This window comes from Variovorax beijingensis, assembly GCF_003951285.1.
Lineage (GTDB): Bacteria > Pseudomonadota > Gammaproteobacteria > Burkholderiales > Burkholderiaceae_C > Variovorax > Variovorax beijingensis.
Map to the genome: position 1 here is coordinate 38,406 of NZ_RXFQ01000011.1, position 13,201 is coordinate 51,606.

Sequence of the window (13,201 nt, forward strand, 5' to 3'; positions counted from 1 at the left end):
CCCGTGGATCGGGGTGGAGGCCGCGACAATGCGGCCATGCACACCCTGATCATCGACACGGATCCCGGCGCGGACGACGTGATCGCGCTGCTGTTCGCCCTGGCGGCGCCCGAATCGCTCGCGGTCCAGGCGCTGACCACGGTGGCCGGCAACGTGCCGCTGGCCAAGACCTCGCGCAACGCGCGCCTCGCCTGCGAATGGGCCGGGCGGCCGGACATTCCGGTGTACGCGGGCGCCGAACGGCCGCTGCAGCGCGCGCCGATCTACGCGGCCAACATCCATGGCCGCGAAGGCATCACGGGCGTGACGGTGCACGAGCCCGCCGTACCGCTGGCCGAAGGCCATGCGGTCGACTACCTGGTCCACACGCTGCGCGCCGCACCCGAAAAAAGCGTGACGCTCGCGATGCTCGGCCCGCAGACCAACCTGGCGCTCGCCCTCGAACAGGCGCCCGACATCGGCCGTGGCCTGCGCGAACTGGTGCTCATGGCCGGCGCGCACTTCAACGGCGGCAACATCACGCCCACGGCGGAGTTCAACGTGTTCGCGGATCCGCATGCGGCCGAGGCCGTGCTGAAGTGCGGCGTGCCGATCACCATGCTGCCGCTCGACGTGACGCACAAGATCCTCACGAGCGACGAGCGCATCTCGCGGCTGCGCAGCCTCGGCAACAAGGCCGGCGCAATCGTCGCAGACATCCTCGACGCCTACGCGCCGCAGGAGATGCAGCACTACGGCATGCCCGGCGGACCGGTGCATGACGCGACCGTCACGGCCTACCTGCTGCGGCCCTCGCTCTTCCAGGGCAAGCGCATCCATGTCGAGGTCGACAGCCGCGAAGGCATGGGCTTCGGCCAGACAGCGGCCGACTGGCACGGCAGCCTGCATCGCACACCCAACGTGAACTGGATCGCCGATGGCGATGCGCAGGGCTTCTTCGACCTGCTGACGGAGCACATCGCGCGGCTGCCATAGGCCCCGGACAAATAAGAAAGCCACGCTGCGAACAGCGTGGCTTTTGCTTTTTGGTGCCGCAGCGAATCGATCAGTGCTGCAGGATCTTGTTCAGGAAGTCCTTGGTGCGCGGCTGGCGGTTTTCGGGGTGGCTGAAGAACTCGTCCTTCGGGCAGTCTTCCAGGATCTTGCCGCCCACGTCGATGAAGATCACGCGGCTCGCCACCTTGCGCGCAAAGGCCATTTCGTGCGTGACCACCATCATGGTCATGCCGTCCTTGGCCAGGCTCACCATCACGTCGAGCACTTCGCCGACCATTTCGGGGTCGAGCGCCGAGGTGGGTTCGTCGAACAGCATCACGATCGGGTCCATGCTGAGCGCGCGGGCAATGGCCACGCGCTGCTGCTGGCCGCCCGAGAGCTGGCCCGGGAACTTGTCCTTGTGCGCCATCAGGCCCACGCGGTCGAGCATCTTGAGGCCGCGGGTCTTGGCCTCGTCGGGGCTGCGGCCGAGCACCTTGATCTGCGCGATCGTGAGGTTCTCGGTGACCGACAGGTGCGGGAACAGCTCGAAGTGCTGGAACACCATGCCGACCTTGGAGCGCAGCTTGGGCAGGTTGGTCTTGGGGTCGTGCAGCGGGATGCCGTTGACGGTGATCTCGCCCTTCTGGAAGGGTTCGAGCGCGTTCACGGTCTTGATGAGGGTGGACTTGCCCGAGCCCGAAGGCCCGCACACCACCACCACGTCGCCCTTGGAGATGCTCACCGAACAATCGTTGAGCACCTGCACCGGGCCATACCACTTCGAGACGTTCTTGATTTCAATCATTTTTTCGGACATTTCTTTCTCCGGTTCAGCCCATTCAGCTAGCGAATGATGGCGATCTTCTTGTGGAGGCGCTTGACGAGCCACGACAAGGCATAGCACATGATGAAGTAGACGACCGCCGCGAGCAGGTAGGCCTCGATCGGGCGGCCGAAGTTCTTGCCCGCGGTCTCGAAGCCCTTGAGCATGTCGTAGGCGCCGATGGCGTAGACCAGCGAGGTGTCCTGGAACAGGATGATGGTCTGCGTGAGCAGCACCGGCAGCATGTTGCGGAAGGCCTGCGGCAGCACCACGAGTCGCATGTTCTGGCCGTAGGTCATGCCGACCGCCTGGCCCGCATACACCTGGCCGCGCGGAATCGACTGGATGCCCGCGCGCATGATCTCGCTGAAGTAGGCCGCCTCGAAGGCGATGAAGGTGATCACGGCCGAGATTTCCGAGCGGTAGTTCGAGCCGACGGAACCGAAGGCCGCGTAGAACGAGGCCGGCACCAGCAGGAAGAACCACAGGATCACCATCACCAGCGGAATGCTGCGCATGCCGTTGACGTAGATGGCGGCGGGCGCGTCGAGCCACTTCTTGCCCGACAGCCGCATCAGCGCCAGCACGGTGCCGAAGAGCACGCCGCCGATGGTGGCCACGATCGTCAGCATGATGCTGAAGTAGAAGCCCTTGACGACGAAGTTGCTGATGACTTCCCAGTTGTAGAACGACAGGTCGAGATTCATCATGTCAGTGCCCCCCGCCGCCGCTGGCCGAGACGATGAAGCCCGGCACGCGCGTCTTCTTCTCGATGAAGGCCATGATGCGGTTGATCGCAAAGGCCGAGATCACGTAGAGCCCCGTCACCGCCAGGTACACCTCGATGCCGCGCGAGGTTTCTTCCTGCGCCTGCATCGCGAACATCGTGAGCTCGGTCACCGACACGGCAAACGCCACCGACGAGTTCTTGAAGATGTTCATCGTCTCGCTCGTGAGCGGCGGAATGATGATGCGGTAGGCCATCGGCAGGATGACGTAGCGGTAGTACTGCGGCGTGGTGAAGCCCACCGCCATGCCCGCATAGCGCTGGCCCTTGGGCAGCGCCTGGATGCCCGAGCGCACCTGCTCGGCAATGCGTGCCGAGGTGAAGAAGCCCAGCGCCAGCACCACCAGCACGAAACTCGGCACGCCCTTCATGACCGGAATCATGGCCGGAATCACGTGGTACCAGAGGAAGATCTGCACCAGGAGCGGAATGTTGCGGAACAGCTCGACCCAGGCATTGCCCAGGCGTATGAGCCATGGACTGTCGGGCAAGGTGCGGATGATGCCGATCAGCGAACCCAGCACCAGCGCGACAACGAGCGCCAGCAGGGCCACGGACACGGTCCAGCCCCATGCGGACAGCATCCACTCCCAGTAGGTCGGGTACTTCCCGCCCGGGTCTTGCAAGAAGACCTGCCAATCCCAGTTTGATCCCATCGGGGACTCTCCTTCTTTCAGATTTCCAGACTGCTAGCTAGCTTGCAGAGGCCGTGCCCGCGCGCCGCATTTGCGAAAACAAACGCCCGCCGGGGGCGGCGGGCGTTGCGCAGATGACCTTGCCGTGTTTACTTCTTGGCGGCGTAGTCTTCCATCGGCTTGTCGTTCGGGTTGGCCCAGGCGGCCTTCGTGGCTTCGGACAGCGGCAGGTTCACCGTGACGTTTGCCGGCGGGATCGGCTTCAGGAACCACTTGTCCCAGAGCTTGGCGAGCTCGCCGTTCTTGATCTGGGCCTTGATGCTGTCGTCCACCACCTTCTTGAAGGCGGGGTCGTCCTTGCGGATCATGATGGCGATGGGCTCGACGCTGAGCACTTCGCCGACGATCTTGAAGTCGGCGGGCGCCTTCGACTTGGCGATGTTCGAGGCCAGGATGGAGCCGTCCATCACGAAGGCGTCGGCGCGGCCCGATTCGAGCAGCAGGAAGCTGTCGGAATGGTCCTTGCCATAGAGTTCCTTGAAGTCGATGCCGCCGGCGCGCTCGTTCTTGCGCAGGGTCTGCACCGAGGTGGTGCCGGTGGTGGTGGCCACGGTCTTGCCGTTCAGGTCCTTGATGCCGTTGATGCCCGAGTTGGCCTTGACCGCGATGCGCACTTCTTCCACGTAGGTGGTCACGGCGAAGGAAACGTCCTTCTGGCGCGTGGCGTTGTTGGTGGTGGAGCCGCACTCGAGGTCGACGGTGCCGTTCTGCACCAGGGGCACGCGGTTCTGCGAGGTGACGGGCTGGTACTTGGTTTCCAGCTTGGCAAGGCCCAGGTGCTTTTGGATGTCCTTGATGATGTTGGCGCAGACGTCGTAATGGAAACCGGTGTACTGGCCGTTGCCCAGCGTGTACGAGAGGCCGGAAGATTCCCGCACCCCTTCGGTGATGCTGCCCGAGGCCTTGATCTTGGCCAGGGTGTCATTGGCCTGTGCAAAAGCGCCGCCGGCAGCCAGGGCTGCGATTGCCAATGCCAATACTTGCTTGTTCATACGGAAAACTCCTGAGGTGACTGGAAGATACAGATACAACGAAATTCTAGACATTCACGTGATGGGGAATACCCGGGCCAACCCGGTGCATTCTCGACGACGGCCACACCGGCCGCGCGCATCCGGGCGCTGCCGTGGTGCAGGTGGACCCATTGGCATTGTCCGACTTTCACTAAGCAGCCTTTGTGCCCGAGGGCTCGGCAGCCGGCGGCACCGGCGCGGACAGCCGCACCGGCTGGGTCAGGTTCTCGGGCACGAGCAGCGCCTCCATCTCGGCGCGCGTCATGATGCCGAGCGATTCGGCCACCAGGTCGATGGGCCCGCCGGTGGCCAGCGCGGTCTTTGCGATGAGCGCCGCCTTCTCATAGCCGATCAGCGGATTCAGGGCGGTGACCAGCGTGACCGATTCGCGCACCCGCTTGGCCAGGAACTCCCGGTTCGCCTCGATGCCTTCGACGCAGTTGTGCTGCAGCGTGTTGCAGGCGTTGCTCAGGTGCTTGATGCTCTTGAACAGGCTCCATCCCATGATCGGCTCGAAGGCGTTGAGCTGCAGCTGGCCGGCCTCGGACGCCATGGTGACGGTGATGTCGTTGCCGATGACCTCGAAGGCCACCTGGTTCATCACTTCCGGGATCACCGGATTCACCTTGCCCGGCATGATCGACGAGCCGGCCTGGCGCGCCGGCAGCCGGATCTCGCCGAAGCCCGCCTGCGGCCCGCTGGAGAGCAGGCGCAGGTCGTTGCAGGTCTTGCTGAGCTTGGTGGCCACGCGCTTGAGCACGCCCGACAGCTGCACGAAGGCGCCGGTGTCCTGCGTGGCCTCGATGAGGTTGGCCGACTGCTTGAGCGGCACGCCGGTCTGCTCGGCCAGGTACTGGCAGGCCAGGTTGGCATAGCCGTGCGGCGCGTTGATGCCGGTGCCGATGGCGGTGGCGCCGAGGTTGATTTCCTCGATGAGCGCGCGCGCCTCGCCCAGCCGGGCCTCGTCCTCGCCGATCATGACGGCGTAGGTCAGGAACTCCTGGCCCAGCGTCATGGGCACCGCGTCCTGCAGCTGGGTGCGGCCGATCTTGAGAATGTCCTTGAACTCGAGCGCCTTGGCCTCGAAGCTCTTGCGCAGCGCCGCCATGGATTCGAGCAGCCGGCCGATGGCAAACCACAGCGCCAGCCGCACCGCCGTCGGATAGACGTCGTTGGTGCTCTGCGAGGCGTTGACGTGGTCGTTGGGATGCAGAACGTCGTAGCGGCCCTTTTCGTGGCCGAGCTTCTCGAGCGCGAGGTTGCAGATGACCTCGTTGGCGTTCATGTTGGTGGAGGTGCCGGCGCCGCCCTGGATCACGTCGACCACGAATTCGTCGAGCAATTTGCCTTCGATGAGGTCCTCGCAGGCCAGGATGATGGCGGCCGCGCGTTCGCGGTCGATGGCGCCGAGGTCGGCATTGGCGCGCGTGGCGGCCTTTTTCACGAAGGCCAGCGCGCGGACCAGGTCGGGCATGGCCGACACCCGGGTGCCGGAAATGGCGAAGTTCTCGACCGCGCGCGCCGTGTGCACGCCCCAGTAGGCAAAGGCAGGAATCTGCTTCTCGCCGAGAAAGTCTTGTTCGGTCCTGAAATTGGAGCTCATACAGGTTCCTCGGCTAAAAAAAAGCACGCAGATGGCGCGTGCCGTAAAGATTGCTGTGTGACAGCGGCAAAAAACTGCCGCGACTGTAGTGGCCGCGGGCTCGCGGCGCCAATGCCGTTTGCGGGGAGGCTTATGCGCTGCATTTATAGATTGTGCAGCGCACAAATTCCGCGCGTCAATCGATCGGATGGCTGTCAGCGGCCGGGCTGGGCACCGACCAGGTACGACCACAGCGCATCGGCCGTGCGCTTGGGCTGCAGGCCCTCGGAGGCGGCGGCAGTCTTTGCCGGGCGGCCGGTGCCGGTTTTCACGGGGGCCGCCGGCGTGCTCGGCCGCTCGCGGTAGGCGCGGATCTCCATCGTCGCCTCCAGGCTGTCGATCTCGGGCGGCAGCGCGCTCACGAGCTTGCGCGCCTTGATCTCCTTGCGCACCGCGCTCTGCGGCAGGAAGGCGATGCCGTGGCCTTCGAGCGCCATGACCTTCAGGCCTTCGGCCATGTCGGTTTCATAGACCCGGTCGAGGTGGATGGCGGTGCCCGACTCCTTCAGCAACTGGTCGACCACGCGCCCCAGGTAGGCGCCCGGCGCATAGCCCAGGTAGGGCAGCGGCTGGCCCGGCCGGCCGGGCAGCCGGAAGCGCGGCGCGCCGTCGGCATCGGCCTTGACCCAGGGCGCCACGGTTTCCTCGCCCAGGCTGACCATCTCGTACTTGTTGGCGTCCAGCTGCAGCGGCTGGGAAGGATGGTGGTAGGCGATCAGCAGGTCGCAGCTGCCCTCGACCAGGCGCAGCACGGCGTCGTGCACGTTGAGCGCGATCAGCCGGCTCTTGATGGGGCCGAAGTGCTCGCGCAGGCTGGTCACCCAGGAGGGAAAGAAGGTGAAGGCCAGCGTGTGCGGCACCGCGATCTCGATCACGTCCTGCCCGGCGGCCGAGTGGCCGCGCAGCATGGCGCGGGTGCTCTGCAGCGACTGCAGCATCTCGATGGCCTGGCTGTAGAGCGTCTGGCCCGCGGGCGTGAGGCGCGTGGGGTAGGAACTGCGGTCGACCAGGTCGGTGCCGGCCCAGCCTTCGAGCGCCTGGATGCGGCGCGAGAACGCGGGCTGGGTCACGTGCCTCAACTGGGCCGAGCGGCTGAAGCTGCGCGTTTCCGCCAAACTGATGAAGTCTTCGAGCCACTTTGTTTCCATACGCGGCGATTATGCGAGCGCCGCGCCATACTGGGCTCCCCCTCCTTTTCCCGCATCCGCCATGCCTTCAGCCGAATTGCTCGACCTGAGCGCCACCGAACTCTCGCGCCGCATCGCCGCCCGCAGCGTGTCCTGCCACGAGCTGATGCAGGCCTCGCTGGCCCGCATCGAGGCGCTCAACCCGCGCTTCAACGCGATCGTCTCGCTGCGCGAACCCGGGGTGCTGCTGGCCGAAGCCCGCGAGCGCGACGCCGAACTGGCGCGCGGCGAACGGCGCGGCTGGATGCATGGCTTTCCCTTGGCGGTGAAGGACCTGAGCCATGCGGCGGGCCTGCCGACTTCCATGGGCTCGCCGCTGCCGCCGCGCTCGCCGGCGCGCACCGACAGCCTGCACGTCGCGCGAATGCGCGCGGCCGGCGCCATCGTGATCGGCAAGACCAACACGCCCGAATTCGGCCTGGGCTCGCACACCTACAACACCGTGTTCGGCATCACGCGCAACGCCTATGCGCCGGAGCGCAGCGCCGGCGGCAGCAGCGGCGGCGCGGCCGTGGCGCTGGCCCTGGGCATGCTGCCGGTGGCCGACGGCAGCGACATGATGGGTTCGCTGCGCAACCCGGCCGCCTTCAACAACGTGATCGGCATGCGGCCCTCGCGCGGACGCGTGCCCGGCGATCCCGAGCAGGAGCTCTTCTTCCAGCAGCTGGGCACCGAAGGCCCGATGGGCCGCACGGTGGAAGACACCGCGCGGCTGCTCGCGGTGCAGGCGGGCTTCGATGCGCGCGTGCCGCTGTCGTCGCCGCAGGCGCTGCCCTCGGCCGATGCCATCGCACTCGACGGCGACGGAAAAGGCCTGCGCATCGGCTGGCTCGGCAGCCTCTGGCCCGGGCTGCCGCTCGCGCCCGGCATCCGCGAACTCGGGGAGAAGGCGCTCGGCACCTTCCGCGCCATCGGCTGCGAGGTCGAGCCCTGCACGCTCGACGTGCCGCGCGAGCACAACTGGCGCGCCTGGCTGCGGCTGCGCCAGTTGCTGGTCGGCGGCAAGCTCGGCGCCTACCTGAGCGACCCCCAGCTGTTCGCGCAGCTCAAGCCGGAAGCGCAGTGGGAAATCGAGCAGAGCCGGCATCTCGATGCGGCCTCGCTCTACCAGGCCTCGCTCTACCGCTCGAACGTATACCGCGCGTTCCTCAAGCTGTTCGAGCGCTTCGATTTCGTGCTGGCACCGACCGCGCAGGTGTTTCCCTTCGACGCCGAACTGCACTGGCCCGCCGATGTGGCCGGCGTGCCGAGCGACACCTACCACCGGTGGATGGAGATCGTGACGCCGTTCACGCTGGCGGGCTTGCCCACGCTCAATGTGCGCGCAGGTTTCGGCGAGGGCGGGCTGCCGATGGGCCTGCAGCTGGCCGGGCCGATCCATGCGGACCTCGACGTGCTGCGGCTCGGGCACGCCTATGACCAGGCCTGCGGATGGGGCTCTCATCGCCCCTCGGCCCTGGCTTGACTTTCTCCCTCCCCTCCCGGGGGAAGGAGCAAGGCATATCAGACCGGCGTGAGCACGCCCCGCCCCGCGAAGTGCCCTTCGGCATTCGCAAGAAAATGGTCGACCGACTTCTGCGTGGCCTCGGGCGACCAGCCCGCCATGTGCGGCGTCAGCAGCACGTTGTCGAGGCCGACCAGCGGTTCGGGCCGTTTCGGCTCGCTCTCGTACACATCGAGGCCGGCCCCGGCGATGCGGTGCTCGCGCAGCGCCGCGGCCAGCGCCTCGGTGTCGACCACGCTGCCGCGCCCGATGCTGACGAGGTAGCCCTGCGGCCCGAGCGCATCGAGCACTTCGGCATTCACAAGGTGGCGCGTGGCCGGCCCGCCCGGCGCGGCCAGCACCAGGAAGTCGGCCCAGGCGGCCAGCGACTTCAGGTCGCCGAAGTAGCGGTGCGCGGCGCCTTCGCGCGGCTTGCGGTTGTGATAGCCGATCTCCATGTCGAAGGCGGCCGCGCGCCTGGCGATCTTCTGGCCGATGGTGCCGAGCCCCAGGATGCCGAGCTTCTTGCCCGACACGTTCGGCGGCTGCGGAATGGCTTCGCGCCACACGCCTTCGCGGCACAGCCGGTCGAGCTTGCGGAACTCGCGCACGATGCCGATCAGGAGGCCGAAGGCATGGTCGGCCACGCAGTCGTCGTTGGTGCCCGCGCCATTGGCGGTGGCGATGCCGCGCGCACGCGTCACTTCGAGCGGTACGCCTTCGTAGCCCGCGCCCATGCAGCAGACCAGGTCGAGCGCCGGCATGGCCGCGATCTCCTCGGGCGTGATGCCGATCACGCCGATGGTCAGCACCGCGCGGAATTTCTTGCCGTGCTCGGCAATGGCGGCGGCGCGCGCGGCGGGGTCGAAGGCATAGGTCATGTCGTAGACCTCGGCAATCTGGGCCTGGTGGGCGCTCGAGAGGCTGTTGAGCACCAGCAGGGGAATCTTGGTCGGCACGTCTGAACTCCTGGATCGACTTGAAAAAATGAATGATCGGGCTACATCAGCGGTGTGGCTTCGCTCTTCTGCAAAGCCCACATCTGCGCATAGCGTCCCTGCTTCGCAAGCAGCTCGGCATGCGTGCCGCGCTCGACGATCACGCCCGCTTCGAGCACCAGGATCTCGTGCGCGTCGACCACCGTCGACAGGCGGTGCGCGATCACCAGCGTGGTCTTGTCCTGCGCGGCGCTCCTGAGCTCCGACTGGATGGCGCGCTCGTTGGCCGAATCGAGCGCCGAGGTGGCCTCGTCGAAGATCACGATCGGCGGGTTCTTGAGCAGCGTGCGCGCAATGGCCACGCGCTGCTTTTCTCCGCCCGAGAGCTTCAGGCCGCGCTCGCCCACCGTCGTCTCGTAGCCCTTCGGCGTGGCCGAGATGAAGTCGTGGATGCGCGCGGCGCGCGCCGCCCCCTCGACCTCTTCGCGCGTGGCACCGGGGCGGCCGTAGGCGATGTTGTATTCGACCGTGTCGTTGAACAGCACCGTGTCCTGCGGCACGATGCCGATCGCGCGCCGCACGCTGGACTGCTGCACTTCGCGGATGTCCTGCCCGCCGATGGTGATGCGGCCCTGCTGCACATCGTAGAAGCGGTAGAGCAGCCGCGCGAGCGTCGACTTGCCCGAGCCCGAGGGGCCGACCACGGCCACCGTCTTGCCGGCGGGGATCTCGAAGCTCACGTGCTTGAGGATCGGCCGGTCGGGCTCGTAGGCAAAGCTCACGTCCTGGAAGCGGATGGTGGAGTCAACGACCGCGAGCGGCTGCGCGCCCGGCGCATCGCGCACTTCGCGCTCCTTCTCCATCAGCACGAACATCTTGTCCAGATCGGTCAGGCTCTGCTTGATCTCGCGGTAGATCACGCCCAGAAAGTTGAGCGGAATGTAGAGCTGGATCATGAAGGCGTTGACCATCACCAGGTCGCCCAGCGTCATGCGGCCTTCGACCACGCCGGAGGTGGCGCGCCAGAGCATCAGCACCAGGCTGGTCGCGATGATCAGCTGCTGGCCGGTGTTGAGCATGCTCAGCGTGCGCTGGCTCTTGATGGCGGCCTTGCGGTAGCGGTCCAGGCTGGCGTCGTAGCGCTTCGCCTCGAACTCCTCGTTGTTGAAGTACTTGACGGTTTCATAGTTCAGGAGCGAATCGACCGCGCGGCTCTGGGCCATGGAGTCGAGCTCGTTCATGGTCTTGCGGAACTGGGTGCGCCACTCGGTCACGGTGACCGTGAAGGTGATGTAGAGCACCAGCGCCGCGGCCGTGATCCAGACGAACAGCGAATCGAACTTCACGCCCAGGATGGTGAGCACCAGCGCCAGCTCGATGAGAGTGGGCACGATGCTGTAGAGCGACATCGAGATGAGCGAATGCACGCCGCGCGTGCCGCGCTCGATGTCGCGCGTCATGCCGCCGGTCTGGCGCTCCAGGTGGAAGCGCAGGCTCAGCGAATGCAGGTGGCCGAACACCTCCAGCGCGATCTGCCGCGCTGTGCCCTCGGTGGCCTTGGCGAAGATCAGCTCGCGCAGCTCGCCGAAGAGCGCGGTCGAAAAGCGCAGCAACCCGTAGGCCAGCAGGAGCCCGAGGGGCACGATCAGCAGCGCCTGGGCCATGTCCGGCTTGGGCGTCATCGTGTCGATCAGGTCCTTGAGCAGCACCGGCACGCCCACGTTGGCCACCTTGGCGCCCACCATGAAGCCGAGCGCGGCGATCACCCGCCACTTGTACTGCCAGAGATAGGGGAAAAGGCGGCGCAGCGTCGCCCAGTCGGAGCGGTCGCTGCGCGCCGGCGCATGGCCGGTGGCGCTGTGGGGGGGAGGAGGTAGGGCTTCGCCGCTGCGGCGCATGAGGGACAATCGTGGTTGCTTTGTTTGTTCCAGATTGTGCCCATGTCCGATATTTCCAGCACCGCCGCTGCCGCAACCCTCAAGAGCCTGCCCACCGACATGGAGCTGGTGCTCAAGGTCATTCCGATGCCGGCGGACTGCAACGCCAATGGCGACATCTTCGGCGGCTGGGTCATGGCGCAGTGCGACCTCGCCGGCTCGGTCATTCCGGCGCGCTACGCCAAGGGCCGCCAGGCCACGGTGGCGGTCAACGAATTCATCTTCAAGCAGCCGGTGCGGCTGGGCGACATCCTCTCGTTCTATTCGAAGCTGGTGCGCATCGGCCGCACCTCGGTCACGGTCACGGTCGAGGTCTTTGCCGAGCGCTTCCGGGCGCAAGGCGAATACATCAAGGTGACGCAGGCCACCTTCACCTACGTGGCCATCGACGACAACGGCCGGCCCCGGCCGATCGAGCAGCAACCCTGAGCGCGCTCACAGCGCCGGGTCGCGCACCCGCTCGAAGCGTTCGAACTCGCGGTTGACCCAGCGCCCGTCGATCCGCTCGGCGCGGCGGATGTAGACGGCCTGCACGATGTCGCGCGTGTGGGCGTCGATCTCGATCGGGCCGCGCGGGCTCTCCAACTGGAGGCCCCGGAACGCGTCGACCAGCCGTTCGCCGCTGACGCCGCCGCGCATGGCCGGCGAGCTCATCGCGGCGTCGGCCGCCGCGAGCGCATCGTGCGCCGCCACCGCGAAGTAGCCGGGCCGCAGGTGGCTGCCGTACTCGGTCTCGAAGACACCGGTGAAGCGGCGGTTGGCCGCCGACGCGTGGGCAAACGAATAGTGGTGGCTGGTCACGAGCCCCTCGGCCAGTTCGCCGATGCCTTCGAGGTAGTGGTCGTCGGTGGCGTCGCCGGTCGCGAGCAGGCGGATGCCGGTGTCGGCCATCCCGCGGTCGCGCCAGAACTTGAGGAAGGTCGCAGGCATCTGGCCCGAAGGCAGGAAGAAGAACACCGCCTGCGGCCTGAGCTCGCGCAGCCGCAGCATGTAGGCCGAATAGTCCAGCGTGTTGAGCGGCACGCGCAGCATCGCGCCGACGCGCCCGCCGCCTGCGGTGATGGCCGAGACGAAGGCGCTTTCGGCATCGACGCCCGAGGCGTAGTCGGCCACCACGGTGCAGACATCGCGCAGCCCTTGCTGGAACGCCCAGCGCGCCAGCGGCATCGTGACCTGCGCGATGGTGAAGGACACCCGCACCGCGAACGGGCAGCGCGCCGTGATGCCCGAGGAAGCCGCATTCATCACCAGGAGGGGCACCTTGGCCTGCGTGGCCACGGCGCCGACGGCATAGGCGTTGGAGCTGAAGTCCAGCCCCGCGAGCAGGTCCACGCGCTCGCTCTCCACCAGGTCCTGCGCATGGCGGCGTGCCTGCTCGGGCGCGCTGCCGGGCACGTCGCGGCGCAGCAACTCGACGGGGCGCCCCGCGATGCGCTGGTTGTGCGCGGCGAGCCAGACCGACATGCCGGCATCGAACTGCCTCCCACCGGCGGCATAGGGACCGGACCAGGAACCGATGAGGCCGATACGCAGCGGCCGCACGCGGGCCAAGGCCAGCGAAGGCACGGCCAGGGCGCCTGCGAGCAGGCCTAAAGTACGCCTGCGCGTGGTGTCGATTGCTACTTTTTCAGTAGCATCATTCGCGCACTGGGTGGGCGTTGCCGGCGATCGTGTCTCGAAAACTTGCACGGCGACAGTGTACGCATGCGCCGTTGGCC

12 protein-coding genes are annotated in these 13,201 nt (G+C 66.7%); 3 read left to right on the top strand and 9 right to left on the bottom strand.

Annotated elements, in window-relative coordinates:
- Window positions 1-36 precede the first annotated feature (36 nt).
- Complete coding sequence (locus EJO66_RS19485; RefSeq protein ID WP_124959746.1) at window positions 37-975, top strand: nucleoside hydrolase; 939 nt, start codon at window positions 37-39, stop codon at window positions 973-975.
- A 70-nt stretch (window positions 976-1,045) separates the two neighbouring features.
- Here the strand turns inward: EJO66_RS19485 and EJO66_RS19490 are convergent, their stop codons facing one another.
- The 6 genes from EJO66_RS19490 to EJO66_RS19515 form a co-directional block, all read right to left on the bottom strand.
- Window positions 1,046-1,783 (bottom strand): amino acid ABC transporter ATP-binding protein, encoded by a 738-nt coding sequence (locus EJO66_RS19490; RefSeq protein ID WP_018903696.1) that lies wholly within the window; start codon window positions 1,781-1,783, stop codon window positions 1,046-1,048.
- A 38-nt stretch (window positions 1,784-1,821) separates the two neighbouring features.
- Window positions 1,822-2,511, bottom strand: coding sequence for an amino acid ABC transporter permease (locus EJO66_RS19495; protein ID WP_124959747.1), 690 nt, complete (start codon window positions 2,509-2,511; stop codon window positions 1,822-1,824).
- A 1-nt stretch (window position 2,512) separates the two neighbouring features.
- Window positions 2,513-3,244 (bottom strand): amino acid ABC transporter permease, encoded by a 732-nt coding sequence (locus tag EJO66_RS19500; protein ID WP_124959748.1) that lies wholly within the window; start codon window positions 3,242-3,244, stop codon window positions 2,513-2,515.
- A gap of 128 nt (window positions 3,245-3,372) precedes the next feature.
- Window positions 3,373-4,275: an amino acid ABC transporter substrate-binding protein gene (locus EJO66_RS19505; protein ID WP_124959749.1), complete on the bottom strand. Its 903-nt coding sequence runs from the start codon at window positions 4,273-4,275 to the stop codon at window positions 3,373-3,375.
- A gap of 172 nt (window positions 4,276-4,447) precedes the next feature.
- Window positions 4,448-5,899 (bottom strand): aspartate ammonia-lyase, encoded by a 1,452-nt coding sequence (locus EJO66_RS19510; protein WP_124959750.1) that lies wholly within the window; start codon window positions 5,897-5,899, stop codon window positions 4,448-4,450.
- Between the two features lie 194 nt (window positions 5,900-6,093).
- A complete protein-coding gene (locus EJO66_RS19515; RefSeq protein ID WP_124959751.1) occupies window positions 6,094-7,086 on the bottom strand; it encodes a LysR substrate-binding domain-containing protein in 993 nt (330 codons plus the stop codon).
- Between the two features lie 61 nt (window positions 7,087-7,147).
- Between EJO66_RS19515 and EJO66_RS19520 the strand changes: the two genes are divergently transcribed.
- The gene (locus EJO66_RS19520) at window positions 7,148-8,590 is read left to right on the top strand and encodes an amidase (RefSeq protein WP_125965813.1); all 1,443 of its coding nucleotides are present in this window, start codon (window positions 7,148-7,150) and stop codon (window positions 8,588-8,590) included.
- Window positions 8,591-8,628: 38 nt separating this feature from the next.
- Here the strand turns inward: EJO66_RS19520 and EJO66_RS19525 are convergent, their stop codons facing one another.
- Together EJO66_RS19525 and EJO66_RS19530 are read right to left on the bottom strand one after the other, a co-directional pair.
- Window positions 8,629-9,567: a 2-hydroxyacid dehydrogenase gene (locus tag EJO66_RS19525; protein WP_125965814.1), complete on the bottom strand. Its 939-nt coding sequence runs from the start codon at window positions 9,565-9,567 to the stop codon at window positions 8,629-8,631.
- Between the two features lie 41 nt (window positions 9,568-9,608).
- Window positions 9,609-11,444 (bottom strand): ABCB family ABC transporter ATP-binding protein/permease, encoded by a 1,836-nt coding sequence (locus EJO66_RS19530; RefSeq protein ID WP_124959884.1) that lies wholly within the window; start codon window positions 11,442-11,444, stop codon window positions 9,609-9,611.
- 42 nt (window positions 11,445-11,486) lie between these two features.
- On the opposite strand from EJO66_RS19530, the gene EJO66_RS19535 reads away from it, so the two are divergent.
- The gene (locus EJO66_RS19535; protein WP_012745975.1) at window positions 11,487-11,912 is read left to right on the top strand and encodes an acyl-CoA thioesterase; all 426 of its coding nucleotides are present in this window, start codon (window positions 11,487-11,489) and stop codon (window positions 11,910-11,912) included.
- Between the two features lie 6 nt (window positions 11,913-11,918).
- Here EJO66_RS19535 and EJO66_RS19540 read toward each other — a convergent pair whose 3' ends face one another.
- The gene (locus EJO66_RS19540; protein WP_124959885.1) at window positions 11,919-13,025 is read right to left on the bottom strand and encodes an ABC transporter substrate-binding protein; all 1,107 of its coding nucleotides are present in this window, start codon (window positions 13,023-13,025) and stop codon (window positions 11,919-11,921) included.
- Window positions 13,026-13,201 lie beyond the last annotated feature (176 nt).

Excerpts from the sequence above, each read along its gene's own strand:
- EJO66_RS19485 (WP_124959746.1), top strand. The coding sequence starts at position 37 with ATGCACACCCTGATCATCGACACGGATCCCGGCGCGGACGACGTGATC.
- EJO66_RS19490 (WP_018903696.1), bottom strand. The coding sequence starts at position 1,783 with ATGATTGAAATCAAGAACGTCTCGAAGTGGTATGGCCCGGTGCAGGTG.
- EJO66_RS19495 (WP_124959747.1), bottom strand. The coding sequence starts at position 2,511 with ATGATGAATCTCGACCTGTCGTTCTACAACTGGGAAGTCATCAGCAAC.
- EJO66_RS19500 (WP_124959748.1), bottom strand. The coding sequence starts at position 3,244 with ATGGGATCAAACTGGGATTGGCAGGTCTTCTTGCAAGACCCGGGCGGG.
- EJO66_RS19505 (WP_124959749.1), bottom strand. The coding sequence starts at position 4,275 with ATGAACAAGCAAGTATTGGCATTGGCAATCGCAGCCCTGGCTGCCGGC.
- EJO66_RS19510 (WP_124959750.1), bottom strand. The coding sequence starts at position 5,899 with ATGAGCTCCAATTTCAGGACCGAACAAGACTTTCTCGGCGAGAAGCAG.
- EJO66_RS19515 (WP_124959751.1), bottom strand. The coding sequence starts at position 7,086 with ATGGAAACAAAGTGGCTCGAAGACTTCATCAGTTTGGCGGAAACGCGC.
- EJO66_RS19520 (WP_125965813.1), top strand. The coding sequence starts at position 7,148 with ATGCCTTCAGCCGAATTGCTCGACCTGAGCGCCACCGAACTCTCGCGC.
- EJO66_RS19530 (WP_124959884.1), bottom strand. The coding sequence starts at position 11,444 with ATGCGCCGCAGCGGCGAAGCCCTACCTCCTCCCCCCCACAGCGCCACC.
- EJO66_RS19535 (WP_012745975.1), top strand. The coding sequence starts at position 11,487 with ATGTCCGATATTTCCAGCACCGCCGCTGCCGCAACCCTCAAGAGCCTG.